At 68.4% G+C, this 17,031-nt stretch carries 16 protein-coding genes; 6 read left to right on the top strand and 10 right to left on the bottom strand.

Annotation, left to right across the window (positions count from 1 at the left end; genetic code table 11):
• Positions 1-39 precede the first annotated feature (39 nt).
• The 4 genes from FM104_RS09800 to FM104_RS09785 all read right to left on the bottom strand — a co-directional run bounded on the left by FM104_RS09800 (position 40) and on the right by FM104_RS09785 (position 3,836).
• The gene (locus tag FM104_RS09800) at positions 40-510 is read right to left on the bottom strand and encodes a hypothetical protein (protein WP_087131929.1); all 471 of its coding nucleotides are present in this window, start codon (positions 508-510) and stop codon (positions 40-42) included.
• A gap of 500 nt (positions 511-1,010) precedes the next feature.
• Positions 1,011-2,015 (bottom strand): 1-phosphofructokinase family hexose kinase, encoded by a 1,005-nt coding sequence (locus FM104_RS09795; protein ID WP_179206755.1) that lies wholly within the window; start codon positions 2,013-2,015, stop codon positions 1,011-1,013.
• A gap of 4 nt (positions 2,016-2,019) precedes the next feature.
• A complete protein-coding gene (locus FM104_RS09790) occupies positions 2,020-2,955 on the bottom strand; it encodes a transketolase family protein (protein WP_087131924.1) in 936 nt (311 codons plus the stop codon).
• On the bottom strand, positions 2,952-3,836 hold the full coding sequence (locus FM104_RS09785) for a transketolase (RefSeq protein WP_087131921.1): 885 nt from the start codon (positions 3,834-3,836) through the stop codon (positions 2,952-2,954). The genes FM104_RS09790 and FM104_RS09785 overlap by 4 nt, the downstream gene beginning before the upstream one ends.
• Before the next feature lie 119 nt (positions 3,837-3,955).
• Here FM104_RS09785 and FM104_RS09780 point away from each other — a divergent pair, with 119 nt between their 5' ends.
• Together FM104_RS09780 and FM104_RS09775 are read left to right on the top strand one after the other, a co-directional pair.
• Complete coding sequence (locus FM104_RS09780) at positions 3,956-4,744, top strand: IclR family transcriptional regulator (protein WP_087131919.1); 789 nt, start codon at positions 3,956-3,958, stop codon at positions 4,742-4,744.
• A complete protein-coding gene (locus FM104_RS09775; RefSeq protein ID WP_087131916.1) occupies positions 4,741-5,466 on the top strand; it encodes an IclR family transcriptional regulator in 726 nt (241 codons plus the stop codon). Before FM104_RS09780 ends, FM104_RS09775 begins: the two co-directional genes overlap by 4 nt.
• On the opposite strand, the gene iolD is transcribed toward FM104_RS09775, so the two are convergent.
• Both iolD and iolB read right to left on the bottom strand, forming a co-directional pair.
• Positions 5,457-7,337, bottom strand: coding sequence for a 3D-(3,5/4)-trihydroxycyclohexane-1,2-dione acylhydrolase (decyclizing) (iolD, locus tag FM104_RS09770; RefSeq protein WP_087131913.1), 1,881 nt, complete (start codon positions 7,335-7,337; stop codon positions 5,457-5,459). The genes FM104_RS09775 and iolD overlap by 10 nt on opposite strands.
• Positions 7,338-7,363: 26 nt before the next feature.
• Positions 7,364-8,206 carry a 5-deoxy-glucuronate isomerase gene (gene iolB, locus FM104_RS09765; RefSeq protein WP_087131909.1) on the bottom strand — a complete coding sequence of 281 codons (843 nt, stop codon included), beginning with the start codon at positions 8,204-8,206 and terminating at the stop codon, positions 7,364-7,366.
• A 188-nt stretch (positions 8,207-8,394) separates the two neighbouring features.
• Here iolB and FM104_RS09760 point away from each other — a divergent pair, with 188 nt between their 5' ends.
• The 4 genes from FM104_RS09760 to FM104_RS09745 are packed head-to-tail and all read left to right on the top strand — an operon-like array spanning position 8,395 to position 12,596.
• On the top strand, positions 8,395-9,579 hold the full coding sequence (locus FM104_RS09760; protein WP_087131906.1) for a Gfo/Idh/MocA family protein: 1,185 nt from the start codon (positions 8,395-8,397) through the stop codon (positions 9,577-9,579).
• Between the two features lie 31 nt (positions 9,580-9,610).
• On the top strand, positions 9,611-10,540 hold the full coding sequence (locus FM104_RS09755; protein WP_087132130.1) for a sugar phosphate isomerase/epimerase family protein: 930 nt from the start codon (positions 9,611-9,613) through the stop codon (positions 10,538-10,540).
• Between the two features lie 5 nt (positions 10,541-10,545).
• Positions 10,546-11,547: a Gfo/Idh/MocA family oxidoreductase gene (locus FM104_RS09750; RefSeq protein ID WP_087131904.1), complete on the top strand. Its 1,002-nt coding sequence runs from the start codon at positions 10,546-10,548 to the stop codon at positions 11,545-11,547.
• A gap of 38 nt (positions 11,548-11,585) precedes the next feature.
• Positions 11,586-12,596, top strand: coding sequence for a Gfo/Idh/MocA family protein (locus tag FM104_RS09745; protein ID WP_087131901.1), 1,011 nt, complete (start codon positions 11,586-11,588; stop codon positions 12,594-12,596).
• Here the strand turns inward: FM104_RS09745 and FM104_RS09740 are convergent.
• The 4 genes from FM104_RS09740 to FM104_RS09725 all read right to left on the bottom strand — a co-directional run bounded on the left by FM104_RS09740 (position 12,561) and on the right by FM104_RS09725 (position 16,985).
• Positions 12,561-13,712, bottom strand: a complete 1,152-nt coding sequence (locus FM104_RS09740) for a LacI family DNA-binding transcriptional regulator (protein ID WP_087131898.1) — start codon at positions 13,710-13,712, stop codon at positions 12,561-12,563. The two genes, FM104_RS09745 and FM104_RS09740, sit on opposite strands and share 36 nt — an antisense overlap.
• A 90-nt stretch (positions 13,713-13,802) precedes the next feature.
• Positions 13,803-15,104: a sugar ABC transporter substrate-binding protein gene (locus FM104_RS09735; RefSeq protein WP_087131895.1), complete on the bottom strand. Its 1,302-nt coding sequence runs from the start codon at positions 15,102-15,104 to the stop codon at positions 13,803-13,805.
• Between the two features lie 49 nt (positions 15,105-15,153).
• Positions 15,154-16,005, bottom strand: a complete 852-nt coding sequence (locus FM104_RS09730) for a carbohydrate ABC transporter permease (protein ID WP_087131892.1) — start codon at positions 16,003-16,005, stop codon at positions 15,154-15,156.
• A complete protein-coding gene (locus FM104_RS09725; RefSeq protein ID WP_256971601.1) occupies positions 16,002-16,985 on the bottom strand; it encodes a carbohydrate ABC transporter permease in 984 nt (327 codons plus the stop codon). The genes FM104_RS09730 and FM104_RS09725 overlap by 4 nt, the downstream gene beginning before the upstream one ends.
• Positions 16,986-17,031: the final 46 nt, after the last annotated feature.

Here is a 17,031-nt window from a genome sequence, read left to right as displayed (position 1 = left end):
GGATGAAAACGCGCAGCCGAAGAGTGCTCGGCGCAGCCGTCAGTAGTCGTCGTCTTCCGTGGGACGCGGCCCGTGCGCATCCTGACTCGCCAGCACCAGAGCAATGCAGGTGAATGCGATCATGATGATCCCAGCCGGGTTGGCGACGCCGATCGCAACGTCGAGGGTGGGCTGCTGCGTCCCGCTGATGATCGTCTGCAGTCCGTCGGGCGTGATGTCAGGAATGGTGAGCCCGAGCAGGATGCCGCATCCCCATGCAGCGATCAGCGAGCCACGTGTCGACGGCCGCAGGGTGAAGCCCCGGTTCGTCATGCGGGTGACGGCCCGGCCGAGAGGGATGTGCAGCGCGACGACGAGCACGCCGATCAGCAGATACGGCACGACCAGTTCACCGCCCACGCCGAAGAGAAATCGACCGAAGACGATCCACAGCGCGAGCACCACACCGACCAAGAGAACACCGACGCCGCGCAGGGTGCCCGCGCGAGTCGTCTGCCCAACAGATTCCATGATCTGAGCCTACGAGGAGCCAGTGAGCGACTCGAATCGATCGTGCGAAGCTGCGGCGGGGCCGCGACAACTTCTGGCCCAGGAACAAAAAATTCCCGAGTCGCGACCAGTTCGAAGACTATGTCGCCACTCAGGACAATCTGTGCGCGAGGGGGGACTTGAACTCTTACCCTCGCCTGAACAAGCACCCACGCAAGGGGGGCAGAAAACCGCATGAAATCAACGATTCTCGGTGCGGAATCTGCGTTCAAGTACCTCCCCATACGTGCGAGCACGTACTCGGTGCCCCATCGTTTGCCCCATGAATGGGGCCTCCGCGCGTTGGCAGCGTCACCCTCGCTCGCTCGGCAAGCCTCAAGACACGCCAACCGTTATAAAACGAGTACTAGAAAACGAGTCCGCGCAGCGGACAGTTGCTCCCGAGGCCCATCAGTCTGACCGGTACGCGTGCGGCGACTATCGTTACGATGGGATCGTTCTTAGTGTCAAGAATGCTCGGCTCAATCCACTCGCAAGGACCGCGGAGGCGCGTCGATTGCCACTCGCACGCAGTCGACCTCGTCGGGAGCGATCGTGGGCGCCATCCGACTCACCGCCGCGCGTCCCCAGCGCACAGCGTCGGTGAGCGCACGCTCGGCCGCCGCGCCATCGCGGTCGCCGTTCCAGCGAGAGACGAGACCCGCGAGCGCCGCGTCTCCGGCACCCGTCGTGTTGACGACGAGTGCCGGAGGGGTGCGCGCCCACCGGATGTCGTCCCCGTCGACCAGCACCGCACCGCGGGCGCCCAGACTCACGAGCACCGCCCCGACCCCTCGGTCGATCAGCCGCGCGGCGGCGTCGAGCACGTCGCCCATGGTCCCGATCCTGCGACCCGTCGCGTCCTCGAGCTCCGCAAGATTCGGCGACACCAGATCGGGCACGACGCCGCGCTCGATCCAGCCCGCGACCACGGCCCCGGGGGAGTCCAGACAGAGCCGGCCTCCCCCGGCGCCGGCGAGATCGGCCCAGGGTCCGGGATCGAGGCTCGCGGCCCCTGCGGGGACAGTCCCCCCGACCACGACCCAATCGGGACGGAGCCGCCGCACCTCCTGCGCGGCCGCCGCACGCAGCGACCGCCACTCGGGTGCGGTGAGGGGAGTGGCCGCCTGGTTTACGTTGGTCGTCACGCCGTCGGATCCGACGATCACCGTGTTCACACGAGGCCTGTGCGCGACAGGGACGACCCTGAAGAGACTCGCATCGTCCACGAGATCGACGACCGACTCGAGGTCCAACGGCACCACCGCGACGACGTCGTTGCCGGCCGCGCGGAGATCACGCGCGAGGTTGACGCCGTTGCCGCCGATGTCGACCTCTATGCGGTGCGCTCGGTTCACGGAGCCGGTGCGCAAGGCGTCGACGACGTAGACGCGATCGATGGACGGAGCAGGGGTGACCGTCACCACACGCGTCCGCGCCCGATCGGCCCGTCCCGGCTCGGCTCCGGCGGGCGTCACGACCGTCACGTGGTCACCCGATGGGAGCGCGCAGACAGGCATCGACGCGCTGAGCGACCTTCTCGGCCGAGAGACCGTACCTGTCCAGCAGGAAGTCGTTCGGCGCCGACTCGGACCAGCGGTCGTCGAGACCGATGCGCGTGAGACGGACGGCCCCGCGCTCGCTCACCAGCTCTGCGACCAATCCGCCCAGACCGCCGATGCGCGTGTGCTCCTCGACGGTGACGACGTGAGGCTCCCCACCGATGAGATCCCACAGCGCGTCCTCGTCCAGCGGTTTGAGGGTCGCGAGGTGGATGACACGGGCATCGATGCCATCGGCGGCCAGCAGCTGCGCCGCATCGAGCACACGAGAGGTCTGCACCCCCGTGGAGATCAGGGTGATGTCCGCCCCCTCCCGGACGACGGTGGGTGCGCCCAGGCGGAACTCCCTCCCCTCGTCGAACACCGGTGCGACGGCATCCCGAGCGACCCGCATGTACACGGGCCCGTCATGCCCGCTGGCCCAGCGCACGGCCGCCGCGAGCTCGAACTCGTCCGCCGGCGCGATGACGATCATGTTCGGCATCGCGCGCATGATCGCGAGATCCTCGATGTCCTGATGCGTCTTGCCGCTGGAGCCGTTGAGCAGGCCGCTGTACGCCGCGGCGATGCGCACGGGCGCCTTCGTCTGCGATACGAGCATGCGGAGCTGGTCAAGCGCGCGATTGGTGAGGAACACGCCGAAGGTCGACAGCCACGGGCGATAGCCGAGGGTGGACATGCCGAAGGCCATCCCGACGAGGTTCTGCTCGGCGATGCCGACCTCGATGAAGGCCTCGGGTCGCGCCTCGGCGACGATGTCCGAGCGCGTGGACGTCGCGAGATCGCCGTCGAGCACGACGATGCGGTCGTCGGTCGCGGCCAGCTGCGCGAGGGTCTCCCCCCACACCACGCGTTGCGCCTTCATCGCTCCCCCTCCGCCGTCGCGAGATCGCGTCGTGCGATCTCGAGCTGTTCGGGGGTGGCCACCCCGTTGTGCCACTTGTAGGTGCCGCGGGTGAAGGAGACGCCCTCCCCCTTGGTCGTCTTCGCGATGATCACCGTGGGGACGCCCGTCGCACCGCGGCGGGCATCGGCATCGGCGTAGGCGGTGAGGATCGCATCGAAGTCGTGCCCGTCGATCGTGAGGACGTTCCACCCGAATCCGGTGAACACCTTCTGCAGGTCGACGTGGCCCATCGGCTCGCTGCGGTCGAACCGGTCACCGGGCGCGGCGGGCCACCCGTACTGCTGCAGCCCGTTGAGATCCACGATGAGCGTGAGGTTGTCGAGCCCGAAACGGGGAGCCGAGATGACCGTCTCCCAGACCATCCCCTCCTCGATCTCCCCGTCGCCGACCATGACCCACGTGTGGAAGTCCTTGCCCAGGCGCTTGGCGGCGAGCGCCATGCCCGCACCGGACGAGAGCCCCTGGCCGAGGGAGCCGGTCGAGGAGTCGACGCCCGGGGTGATGAGCATGTCGGGGTGACCCTGCAGACGGGAATCGCCGTGATCGAACGTCGCCAGCTCCGTCTCAGGGAAGTAGCCCCGCAGCGCGAGCACGGAGTAGAGGCCGATCGCGGAGTGCCCCTTGGAGAGGATGAAGCGGTCGCGATCCGGATCGTCCGGCGCTGCGGGATCGATCCGCAGCCGGCGGAAGTACAGCGCGACGAGAAGGTCCATCGCCGACAGGGGGCCGCCGATGTGACCCGCCTTGCTCGACGCGACCGTGTTGATGACGTGCCATCGCGCGCGGCGCGACAGCTCGGCCAGTGGGGCCCCCTCGACGAGGCTCTCGGCAACCGACATGAATGTATCCCTTGCTCGACGATGCGTGCTCGCAAATCTACCACCAGATGAACGCTCTGTCTATTTAGCGATATTAACTGAATTGACATAGCGGTGTCCACGTGGCGAGAATCTTCACCATGGAGCAAGGACGAGACGCCACGGGAATGGCCCTTCTCGGGAAGTGCGGATCGATCGTCTCCGTCCTGGAGCGCGACGGCGAGGCCTCGGTCGCGGCGCTGGCCGCCACCGTCGGCGAACCGGTGAGCTCCACCTACCGCCTGCTGGCGGCCCTGTCGGAGGTGGGCTGGGTGGATCGGGGATCCCGACGGGGCCTGTTCCGCCTCGGTGTGAAGTTCGTGCGGATCGGCAGCCTTCTGGAGGACCAGCTCAGCGTTCGCGACGCGAGCCGGGAGGCCCTGCAGTCGCTGCGAGCCGCGACGGGGTCGACGACGTTCCTCTGCATCCTCCGCGACGACGCCGCCGTCTGCGTCGAACGTCTCGCGGGGCACGAGGTCCAGTCGCTGGCGATGCGCATCGGGGACTCGCTCCCGCTCTTCCGGGGTGCGGCGCCCCTGGCGCTGTTCGCCTTCCTCCCCCGCGGGGAGCAGGACGCGATGCTCACCAGGATCGCCGCACGACGGGATGCCGGAGACGACGTGCCGGCCGAGTCGACCCTGCGTCGCCTCATCCGCACGACTCGGGAGACGGGTCATTCCGTCTCGGACGAGGACGTCACCCCCGGCATCGCCGCCATCGGCGCACCGGTCTTCAACCATCGCGGCGAGCTGGAGGCAGCGATCTCGGTCAGCGGGCTGCGCCACCGGATCCTGGACGACGCCCTCGACGTCGCGGCGCTGACCGTCTCCGCCGCACTCGACATCAGCCGTGCGCTGGGCTATGAGCCTGCGGAGGGAGCCGGATCATGAAGGTCCTCTCGAACGCCGACGAGGTCATCGATCTCCTCAGCAAGGAGGGTCCGCTCTCGCCGGCGGACATCGCGGAGCGGACGGGCGTGCCGCGCCCGAGCGTGTACCGGCTCCTCGACGGCCTCCACGCCATCGGGCTCACCGAGCCCCTCCCCGACTCGACCGCGCGTCTCAGTCTGCGCTGGCTGCACCTCGCCGACTCCGCCCGGGCGGCGATGCACGAGTGGAGCGGCGCGCCCGCGGTCCTCTCCGCCCTCGTCGAACGAACCGGACAGACGGCGTACCTCTCCCTGCTCCGCAAGGACGAGGCGGTCTGCATCGACTGGGAGCAGGGGCGGGCGATCGGCGTTCTGCTGCTCAAGCCGGGGCGCACCCTGCCCCTCCACGCCGGAGCGGCCGGACGGACGCTGCTCGCCTTCGCCGCCGACGTCGATTCCTATCTCGCCTCGTCAGACCTGCGACGGTTCACGCCGGCCACCATCGTGGACGCGCACGCCCTCCGCGACGACGTGGCGCAGACCCGTCATCGCGGCTACGCGATCTCCGACGGCGACGTCACCGAGGGCATCGGCGCCCTGGGCGCGCCGGTGCGCTCCGCAGCCGGATCCGTGCTCGGCGCGCTGTCGATCGCCGGACTCGCCGACGAGTTCGCACGGCAGCGGGACCGTCTCGCGGACGAGCTGCTGGCGGCGGCAGCGGACCTCGCCGGGGATCAGAGGTAGAGACGCTGCCGGGAGCGGTTCTCCTCGTAGACCGCGCGCGCACCCTGCGAGGAGGTCAGGGTCGAGACCTCGGCCACCGGCACGTCCCACCAGGCGCCGGACCCCCCGAACCGCGCCTGCGAGTCCACCCGCACGTAGACCACGCTCGTGCCGTCATGGGCCTTCGCCGCCTCGAGGGCGGAGGCGAATGCGGAGGCGTTGTCGGCGGTCCAGACCTTCGCACCGTAGCTGGCGGCGTTCGCGGCGAAGTCGACCTCCAGACGAGCCCCGTCGTGCATCGTTCCCGCGCCTCGCTCGTGGAAGCGAGTGCCGAAGGTCTGAGAGCCCAGGGTGTCGGAGAGCGCGGCGATCGAGCCGTAGCCGTAGTTGTCCACCACCACGAACGTGATCTTCAGATGCTCCTGCACGGCCGTGAGGATCTCCTGCGAGAGCATCAGGTACGTGCCGTCTCCGATGAGCCCGAACACGTGCCGGCTCCGATCGGCCAGAGCGTTGCCGATGGCGCCGGGGATCTCGTAGCCCATGCACGAGTTGCCGTACTCGATGTCGTACCCCTTGACCGACCCCGGCCGCCACAGCCGGTGCAGGTCGCCGGGCATCGACCCCGCCGCGTTGACGACCACGTCGCGGTCTCCGGCTGCGGCATTGAGGATGCCGAGCATCTGCGCCTGCGAGAGCGTGTCGCCGCCGTCGAGCTCGATGATGCGGTCCACCTCCGCCCGCCAGTCCTCGGCGCTCTTCTCGGTGGCCGCACGGACCTCCTCGGTGACGCTCCATCCGTCGAGGGCGTCGAGCAGGTCGTCGAGCGTCTCGCGGGCGTCGCCGACCAGCGCGGTCGCCGACTCCTTGAGCGCGTCGATCTCTGCGACGTTGATGTTCACGAACCGCACGTCCGGGTTTCCGAACAGCGTGTTCGATGCCGTGGTGAAGTCGGTGTAGCGGGTGCCGATCCCGATCACGACGTCGGCGGCACGGGCGATGTCGTTGGCGAACCGAGACCCGCTCGCTCCCAGCGCCCCCAGCGCGAGGGGGTGGTCGTACGGGATCGAGGCCTTGCCGGCCTGGGTGACCCCCACGCCGATGCCGGTGGCCTCGGCGAAGGCGGCGAGCCGATCGACCGCGTCGGAGTAGATGACACCGCCGCCGGAGACGATGACGGGTCTGGTCGCGGAGGCGATGATCTGCGCCGCACGCGCGATCGCCGCACGATCGGCGCGATTGCGGGCGACGTGCCAGACGCGGTCCGCGAACAGAGCCTCGGGGAAGTCGAAGGCCTCTGCCTGGACGTCCTGCGGGAGCGAGATCGTGACGGCCCCGGTGTCGGCGGGACTGGTGAGGACGCGCATCGCCTCGAGCAGGGCCGGGGCGAGCTGCTCGGGGCGGTTCACGCGATCGAAGTAGCGCGACACGGCACGGAACGCATCGTTCGCGGTGACATCCATCGAGTACGGCATCTCCTGCTGCTGCAGCACCGCACCCGTGGCACGCGTGGCGAACACATCGGACGGGAACAGCAGCACCGGCAGATGGTTGACGGAGGCGGTGCCGGCGCCGGTGACCATGTTGGTGGCGCCGGGGCCGATGGAGGTGGAGACCGCCAGCGCACCGAGACGGTTGCGCATCTTGGCGTAGCCGATCCCGATGTGGACCATGCCCTGCTCGTTGCGACCCTGGTAATAGGGGAACGTGTCCTGATGCTGCAGCATCGCCTGGCCGAGGCCTGCGACGTTGCCGTGACCGAAGATGCCGAAGCCACCCCCGAAGAACTTCTCGGTGACGCCGTCGCGCTCGACGTACTGCGCCTGCAGGAAACGGACGACCGCCTGTCCGACGGTCAGACGAACGGTGGGGACGGGAGTGGAGTGCGACATCGCAAAGATCCTGTTCTTGTGTGGTTTCAGGCGGGGTAGCGCGGAACGAAGGGCACGCGCTCGTCGGTCGGAGCATCCGACCAGGCGTCCTGCAGCTCGGCCAGGCAGGGATCCTGGAAAGCCTGCAGCGTGCGGACGGCCGCGGGACCGGCGAGGACGTTGAGGTAGTAGAGATCGTGACCGTGAGCGGCCACCGTCGTGTGGTACGCCCACGGGAGAGTGCAGATGTCACCGTCGCGCACGACCTCGACGAGATCGAACTCGCGCTCCGGAGAGTAGGCGCGCTGGATCGCCCAGCCGTTCTCCGGGTCGCGAAGGCGGTAGTAATAGGTCTCCTCGAGAGCCGCCTCGCCGTCGCGGTCGACCTCGTGCTTGTGCGGCGGGAAGCTCGACCAGTTCCCGCCAGGCGTCCACACCTCCACGACCAGCAACCTGTCGGCGGGGAAGCCCGGGGGCATCGGCGTCGCCACCTGACGGGTCGCGTTGCCCCCGCCTCGGGACTCCACGCCGAGATCGTCGGGGGTGACGAGGCGGACCTCGTGGCGCTCCGTGGCGGGCGCCGACGCGATCGCCAGCTCGGCACCCGGGGTGGCGGTGAGCGTCACCTCGGTGTCACGGGGAACGTAGAGGGTGTGCCCGAGGCCGTCGAACACCGTCTTGCGCCCTCCGAAGACCGTCTCCTTGCCGTCGATCACCGCCGTGACGGTCCCGGAGAGCGGCACGAACGCGCGCTCATGGTCGTCAGCGGAGATCGTCAGCGACTCTCCGTCGTCGAAGGTCCTGACCTCGAAGCCGACATAGGACCAACCGGCGTCCTCAGGGGCGATCCGATTCCACTCGCCGGCTCGGAAAACACGGGGCTGCGACACTGCGTTCCTCTTTCCTCGACTCCAGTAAATCCTATCTACCGGACGATGCGTCTGTTATGTGCGAATAAGCTACCACGAACGCGCTGAGGATTGCTCAGCGATCTCCATACTTGTATAGTAACTTGGACCGGTCCGAAATTGGTGGCGACACAGAGGTCACCCCCCGGCCAAAGGAGGCATGCGTGAGTATGGAGACGTCTTCTCGTTCCATCGGTGTAGGACTGGTCAGCGTGGGATGGATGGGGCGGCTCCACAGTCGCGCTTACACCCTGATCCCCCACTACTACCCGGAACTGGGGATACGACCGGTCCTCGTGACCGCGGCGGACGTCGCCGAGCAGGGCCGCGACTACGCCACGTCCGTGCTCGGCTTCCGTTCCTCGACCGCGGACTACCGGGCGGTCATCGAGGATCCCGCGGTCGACGTGGTCTCGATCTGCGCCCCGAACGCGCTCCACAGGGAGATCGCGGTCGCCGCCGCCGCGGCGGGCAAGCCGTTCTGGCTCGAGAAGCCGGCGGGTCGGACGGGGGCGGAGACCGAGGAGATCGCCGCAGCCGCGACCCAGGCGGGCGTCGTGACCTGCGTGGGGTTCAACTATCGCCACACCCCGGCGGTGCTCCACGCCCGCGAGCTCATCGAGAGCGGCGCGCTGGGACGGATCACCAACATACGCGGCAGATTCTTCGGAGGCTTCTCCTCCGACCCGGAGGATCCGCTCACCTGGCGCTTCACCCGGGAGTCCGGGGGCAGCGGAGTCCTGAACGACCTCATGGGCCATCTGGTCGACCTCATCCAGTTCCTCCTCGGCACCATCGGATCCGTCGCGGCGACCACGGGCACCTTCATCGAGGACCGTCCCCTTCTCGGCGGTGCTGAGCAGCGGGGCGCGGTCGAGAACGAGGACTACGCGACGATGCTCGTCGAGTTCGCCCCGGACGCCGTCGGCAGCGGCGCCCTCGGCAGCCTGGAGGCATCGCGCATCGCGGTCGGGCCCAAGTCCGAGTACGGCTTCGAGATCTTCGGCACGGAGGGCTCCCTGCGCTGGGAGTTCGAACGGCTCAACGAACTGGAGGTCGCCCTCACCCGGAGCGGACCGCACGTCGGCTACACGCGGGTCTTCGCCGACCGGCACTTCCCCGGCTACGCCAGATTCCAGCCGAGCTCGGGGACGGGCATGGGGTACGACGACCTGAAGACCATCGAGGCGAGCCTGTTCCTGCAGGCCGTCCTCGGCGGGCCCGCTCTGGCGGGGAACATCCACGATGCTGTGGCGGCGTCCCGGGTCAACGACGCTGCAGAGGCCTCCGCGGCGACCCACGCGTGGCAGGACATCGTGGCTACCGCTGGAACGACAAGCAACAACCGGGACTGACCCGGTCGGCAACCGAAGGAGCATGGCCAGCATGACACACGTGAAGATCGCCGGCGCGCCGATCACCTGGGGGATCAGCGAGGTCGACGGATGGGGCTTTCAACTCGATCCTGAGCGGGTGCTGCAGGAGATGCGCAGCATCGGCCTGGAGGCGACGGAGCTCGGCCCCGACGGATTCCTCCCGGAGCCGCCGGCCGAGAAGGCAGCGGTGCTGGCCAGAGCGGGGCTCGAGGCGGTCGGGAGCTTCCTGCCCGTCGTGCTCTTCGACGACCACGCCGACCCGCTGCCTCGCATCCGTCGGGAGCTGGACGCCTACGCCGCCACCGGCGCGTCGACGCTCATCCTCGCGGCCGTGACCGGAGAGGTCGGATACGATTCGGCGGGACGCGAGCTGTCGCCCGGCGAGTGGGAGACCCTGTTCCGCAACCTGGACCGCGCCGCGGAGCTGGCATCCGAGTACGGCGTCACCCCTGCCCTCCACCCGCACGCCGGCACCCTGGTGGAGAAGAAGGACGAGGTACAACGTGTTCTCGACGGCAGTGCGATCCCCTTCTGCTTCGACACGGGTCACCTGATGATCGGCGGAACCGACCCGGTCGCTTTCGCTCGGGACCACGCCGACCGCATCGCGCACACCCACCTCAAGGACGTGTCCGTCGCGGGGATCGAGCGGGTCGCCTCCGGCGGGATCTCCTACTTCGACGCCACGCGCGAGGGCATCCTCTACCCGCCTCTCGGACAGGGCGACGTCGACGTCCGGTCGATCATCCTGAGCCTGGTCGGCAGCGGCTACGCCGGCTGGTTCGTGCTCGAGCAGGACAAGGTCCTCCTCTCGGAGCCGGCTCCCGGAGACGGCCCGGTCCGGGACGCCGCGATCAGCGCGGCCTTCCTGCGCGCCGTCATCTCGGACCTCCCCGGCACGGACGACGCCGTCTCACCCGCCACGGCGGCGAGGAGGTGACCGCCATGGCTCTTCGCATCGGGGTCGTCGGCACCGGGGTCATGGGCGCCGCGCACGCCGACACGCTGACGCGCGAGGTCGGGGGCGCAGAGGTGTCCGTCGTCACCGACATCGATCTGGACAGGGCTCGAGCCACGGCGGATCGGTGCGGTGCCCGCGTCGCCGAGGACGCGCAGGCGCTGATCCACTCGGACGACGTGGACGCCGTGCTCGTCGTCTCTCACGATTCGACCCACGCCGATCTGGTCATCGAGTCGATCGCAGCGGGCAAGCCGGTGCTGTGCGAGAAGCCGCTCGCACTGACCGTCGAGGACTGCCGGCGCGTCGTCGACGCGGAGAAGCACGCAGGACGTCGGCTCGTGTCCGTAGGGTTCAGCCGACGCTTCGACGAAGCGACCGTGCGACTGCGAGAGAGCGTCCGTAGCGGCGCCGTCGGTGTGCCGCTGCTCATCCACGCGGCGCACCGCAACGTGTCCACCTACCCGGTGGGCGGATCCGCGTCGAGCGTGCACAGCTCGGCCATCCACGAGATCGATCAGATCCCGTGGCTGCTGGACAGCCCGATCGTCGAGGTCAGCTGGCACGCGCCTCGCTCCACCGCGCTTCTTCCCGATCGGCAGGATCCGCAGCTGATCCTGCTGCGCACCGCCGACGGAGTGCTCTCGACGGTAGAAGTCTTCGTCAACGCCACCTACGGCTACGAAATCAGGTGCGAGGTCGTGGGCGAGCGGGGCACCGTCTCGCTCGCCCAGCCGGCGCTGGTGACCACCTCTCACGAGCTGGCTCGCGTGCAGGAGATCGATGCGGACTTCCGGGCCCGTTTCGCCGACGCCTACCGCCGTGAGCTCGCCGCATGGGTCACCTCGATCCGGTCGGGGACGTACCACCCCGACCTGGCCGACGCCGTCGACGGGCTCCGCGCGAGCATCGCCGCCCACCGGATCGTCGAGGCGATCGACCTCCCGGGGACGACCCTCGACGTGGCCCCCGGCGCGGCTGACGCATAGCGCGCCCTTCCACCTGAGAACACGCAAAGGAGCGGGCAATGAGGATCGGCGTCATCGGACTGGGCCGGATGGGCATGGCGCATGCCGCCAATCTGGCGCACCACCCAGGAGTGGACACCGTCGTCCTGTTCGGCCGCGACCCCGGCCGGGTGGACGCCGCGGCATCCGCGCTCACGGAATCGCCCTCCCGGACCGGAGAGGTGGAGGTCGCGGCGGGCGGCGTCGAGACGGCCATCACCGGGCTGGACGGCCTCGTCGTCGCCACCACCACGGCGACGCATTCGCAGTTCGCCAGGCTCGCGGCGCACAGCGGGGTGCCGTCTCTCGTCGAGAAGCCGCTCGCTCTCGACCTCGATGAGCTGACCGCTCTCTCCGCCGAGCTCGACGCGCTCGACGCTCCCGTCATGGTCGGCTTCCATCGTCGCTATGACACCGGCTATCGCCGGCTCCGGCAGCGGGTCGAGGAGGGCGACGCGGGAACGCTCCGCCTCGTCCGCGGCACCAGCCACGACCACCGCCCCCTCCCGCTCGGCTACATCCCCGTGTCCGGAGGGGTGTGGCGGGATCTGCTGATCCACGACTTCGACATCGTCCCGTGGATCACCGGAGAAAGAGTGGTCGCGGTGGAGGCGTTCGCGTCGGTCCTGGACGAGCCCGAGTATGCGCGCCACGGCGATGCCGACACCGCCGTCGCCGTCCTCACCCTCGAGTCCGGGGCGTTCGCCGTGCTCAGCGGAACACGCCGCAACGGCGCGGGCCAGGATGTGCGCACCGAGGTGTATGGCACACGAGGGACCTTCGAGGCGGGGCTGGACTCCCGCACGCCGGTGGTGTCCACCGAGCCGGGGGTCGAACCGCCCTCCGCCACCCACGACGACTTCACCGACCGCTTCGCATCCGCGTTCCGGAACGAGATCGACCACTTCGTGCGGATGGCGAGCGGCGAGGCGGGAAACCTCACGCCGCCGGGAGAAGGGCTGTCCTCGCTGCGGATCGCGATGGCGGCCGAGGAGTCAGTCCGCTCCGGTCGCCAGGTCGCGCTGCGCTGACCCCCGTCCGCGGGGCGCCGGACGCAGTCGGTCGTGCGGGTCCGTGGACGATCCTCTGATGACCAGAGACGGTGCGACCAGCACCTCCTCGCCATTGTGCGGACTCCCCTCGAGAAGCAGCTCGATGGCGGTGGAGCCGATCAGTGCGTTGTTCGAGTCCACCGAGGTCAACTGCACCTGGCTGAGCGCGGCGAGATAGCTGTTGTCGTAGCCGATCACGGCCACCGATCGGACCACGTCGGCGGGAAGCTCGTCGCGCAGCGCGGCCATCGCACCGATCGCGGCGAGGTCGTTCACCGCGGTGACCGCCGACGGCAGGGATCCGCGCCGATCACGGATCAGTGCGGCCATCGCGCGGTACCCCGAGTCATAGGTGTAGTCCGAATCCACGATCGCGATGTACTCCGAGAGGCCGTGCAGGTGCATGACCTCGGCGTAGGCGTCGGCCCGGCCTGCCGCCACCGGGCCTCCGGTCCTCCCGATGTGGGCGATCGACTGATGCCCGTGATCGAGCAGATGCTCGACGGCGATGCGCATGCCCGCCCTGTCGTCCACCCGCACGGTGGTCGCGTGGGGGAGGTTCTGGGCGATCGCACCGACGACGATCACCGGACGCTCACCGGGGAGGTCTCTGAGCACCCCCATGTTGGGGATCGAGCCGATCACCAGAATGCCCTTCGGCCGCAGGTCGCGGAGCAGCGCCAGCGTCTGCCTGTCCAGCGTCGGATGGCGGTCGACCTGAGCGATCGCCGCCGACGCCACGAGGGAGAGCTCGCCGGCCTCGCTGAGAGCCACCCGGACGATGTCGATCAGGTCGGCGTGCACCGGGTTGTGCAGGTCGGCGACGAGGATGGCGTGGAAGTTGCCGGTGTTCGCGGCGAGGGAGCGGGCTACGAGGTTGGGGTGGTATCCGAGCGCTTCGGCCGCGTCGTGCACGCGCTTCGTGCGCGCGGGGCTCACGCTCTCCGGCTTGACGTAGACCGCGGCGGCCAGCGACTTCGAGACACCGGCGAGAGCGGCGACATCCCGGATGGTCGCCCGCTTGCCCGCGGTCGCGGGGACCGTCGACGTATCGTCGACGGTCTCGGACCGATGGGGGTCTTCAGGCGAACCCATGCATGCTGCTCTCCTCGTGCACCGCGGGGCGATGCGATGATACCGGTCAGTCGTGCGCTAGACGCAGACTAACCGGTATCATCTCGCGACTCAGCCGTTGAGCAGCTCCTCCAGGCCGGCCTTCGCCTGGGCGAGTCCGTCCTTCACCGAGACGGTTCCGGCCAGAGCGGGCTCGATCGCCTCGTTGAAGACGGTCTGCGCAGCGGAGGCGCTGGGGAAGGTCCACAGCGGGTTGGTGACCGCACCGCTGGCGACGGTGCCGTTCCACTCGGAGTTGAACGCGTTCGCGGCGAACCAGTCGGAGTCCAGGGCCTCCTTGGTCGTCGGCGGCTGACCCGTCGCCTCGAACATGGTCTGCAGCGAGGACTCGTCGGTGCTCAGGTACGTGAGCAGCTCGCCCGTGTCGGTCGTGTCGTCGAACGCGACCAGGGGCTGGCTCCACAGCAGGTTCGCAGTGTCGCCTCCGCCGGTGGGACGGGCCACCGGATGCATCTTGGAAGCGATGTCGGGGTCGTTCGACTGTCCGGGGATGATCCCGATGGTCTGCGGGGCGTCGTCGTAGAGCGGCGTGCGCTGCTGCGCGAACAGCTTCCTCGCATCCTCACGGATCATGCCGGGCTGGATGAGCCCCTCGTCGAGCAGCATCTTCCAGTACTCCACCGCCTCGACCGACCCGCGGTCCCCGAGGGTGACCTCGGAGCCGTCGTAGATCGTGCCGCCGAACACGAGGATCCACGGGATGATGTCCTTCAGCTGCTGCACGCTCGTGCAGGGCGCGTACGGCACGATCGACGAGTCCTGGGACTTGATCTTCCGAAGCGCGTCCGCGAACTGATCGGTCGTGCGCACCGCGCTCATGTCGACCCCGAAGCCGTCGAGCAGGCCGCTGTTGCCGACCACGCCGATCGCCGACTGCGTCCACGGAAGGGCGTAGCGGGTCTTGTCGAGGACGCCGGAGAGGGCGACGCGATCGGGATACAGGTCCGCCTGGAACTGCGACGAGAGGTCCTTCAGGACGCCGGCGGTGGCGAGGGTGGACAGCCACTCCTCGTCGATGTGCGCGATGCCGCTGACGTTGCCGCCTCGCGCCTTGAGGACGATCTGGTCCAGATACTGCTGATAGGGGATGGCGACCTCGGCGACCTTCACCCCGGTGTCCTTCGTGAACGCCGAGACGGTGTCGCGCAGCGGCCCCGCGGAGTCCTGCGCGAACACGAAGGAGGTGAAGTCGACGGTGCCGGTGCCCGCGCCGCCGGTCGCGGCGGGTGAGGACCCCCCTGGAGCGCAGCCGGCGAGGGTCAATGCGCCCAGTGCGGTGGCCCCCAGCGTGCCGCCGAGGAAGGCGCGGCGGCTCAGGGCGAGCTCACTGATGGATGCGACGTGCGTTTTCATTGCTGGATCTCCCTTGATCGGAACGGAACTGCGGTGAAGCGGGTGCTGCTCATTTGACGGATCCACTCAGTGCGCCGCTGACGAAGTGCTTCTGCAGCACGAGGAAGATCACGACGACCGGGATGGAGGTGACGGTCGATGCGGCGAGCATCGGGCCGTAGGAGTTCTGGAACTCGCCCAGGAACGTGAGGGACAGACCTGCCGGCAGGGTCTGCTGCTCCGTGCCCACCAGGGTCAGCGCGAACGCCAGGTCGTTCCAGGCCCTGATGAACGAGAAGAGGCCGACGGCGATCAGCGAGGTGCGGGTGACCGGCAGCAGCACCGACCACATGATCCGCCACTCGCTCGCGCCGTCCACCCTGGCCGCCTCCAGGAGCTCGTCCGGCACCGCGTCGAAGGTGTTCTTCATCATCCACACCGACAGCGGCAGCGTGAACGTCGTGTACGACAGGATCAGCGCGGCGTACGTGTTCAGCAGGCCGAAGGCGTTGAACGACGTGTAGAGCGTGAGCAGCAGCAGCACCTCGGGCACCATCTGCGCGAGCAGGATGGCGAACATGAACGGGGATCGCCCGATGTAGCGGAACTTGGAGAACGAGTACCCTGCAGCGAACCCGACGACCAGGCTCAGCGCCGCGGTGGTGATCGAGACGAAGAGGCCGTTCAGCACGAACCTCATCAGCACCGGATCAGTGATCACCGCGACGTAGTGATCGATCGTGTACCCGCGCGAGAAGATCGCCGGCGGGAACTGGAAGATGTCGTTCCCCGAGGTGAACGAGGTGAGCACCATCCACAGCACGGGGATGAAGGCGAACAGGCTGAGTATGCCGAGAGTGGTATATGCCGTCTTGGAGGGTCGTTCGACCAGCCGGCGGCGGCTGACGGGCGCGGTGGTCATCGTCCTGCCTGCTTTCCCTCGTGACGGAGTGTGTAGATGACGTAGGCGACGACGAGTCCGCCCATGAGCACCGTCCACAGGATGCCGATCGCCCCGGCGTTTCCGAGGTCGAACTTGCTGAACGCGGTCTTGTACAGCTCGATCGAGAGGGTCGTGGTCGATCCCACCGGCCCGCCTCCTGTCATCACGTAGGGGATCTCGAAGTGCTGCAGTCCCCAGATGGTCTCCAGGAGCAGGGTCAGGGCGATCGCCGGCTGGATCTGAGGCAGGACGACGAACCACTGCTTCTTCCATCCGACCGCACCGTCGACGGCGGCGGCGTCGTGGACCTCCGCCGGCACGCCCTGCAGGGCGGCCAGCAGCAGGATCGCCATCCACGGGAAGGAGTGCCAGATCTTGGCCACCACCACCGCGGCCATCGCCAGCGTGGGCGAGTTGAGCCAGTTGATCCCGCCTTCGCCGCCCAGCAGCACGATGACGCCGTTGAGAAGCCCGTAGTTGGTGTCGAACATCCACATCCACAGGAACGACACGACCACGCCGGGCAGGATCCACGGGATCAGGAACGCGGTTCGCCACGCTCCGCTCGCCTTGATCCGGCTGTTCAGTGCGAGAGCGAGTGCGAGCGCGATGACGAACGCACCGAGGGTGGACACCCCGACGAAGACGATCGTGTTGACCACGTCACGCCAGAACACGCTCTTGGACAGCTGCCCGACGATGTTCTCGAACCCGACGAACACGGAGTCGTCGGACAGCAGGCTCCGATCGAAGAACCCGTACGCCAGCGACTGCACGAAGGGGAACGCGATGACCCCGATGAACAGCACGAGCGAGGGGACGATCAGGAGATACGGGAAGGAGCCCTGTCGGCGCCCCCGGTATGCCCTGCGGCCGCGGCGGGCGGACGGACCGCCCGCCGCGGTGACCAGTGTGGCTGTGTCATCGGCGAACGATTCAGTGATCCGGGGCTGTGTCACGATTCACTCCGCTCTGTGTGGATGGCTGTAGCCACTCTGGAGGCCT

The organism is Microbacterium esteraromaticum, assembly GCF_900163815.1.
GTDB classification, from domain to species: Bacteria; Actinomycetota; Actinomycetes; order Actinomycetales; family Microbacteriaceae; genus Microbacterium; species Microbacterium esteraromaticum_B.
This window is presented reverse-complemented; position numbering and strand designations above follow the sequence as displayed.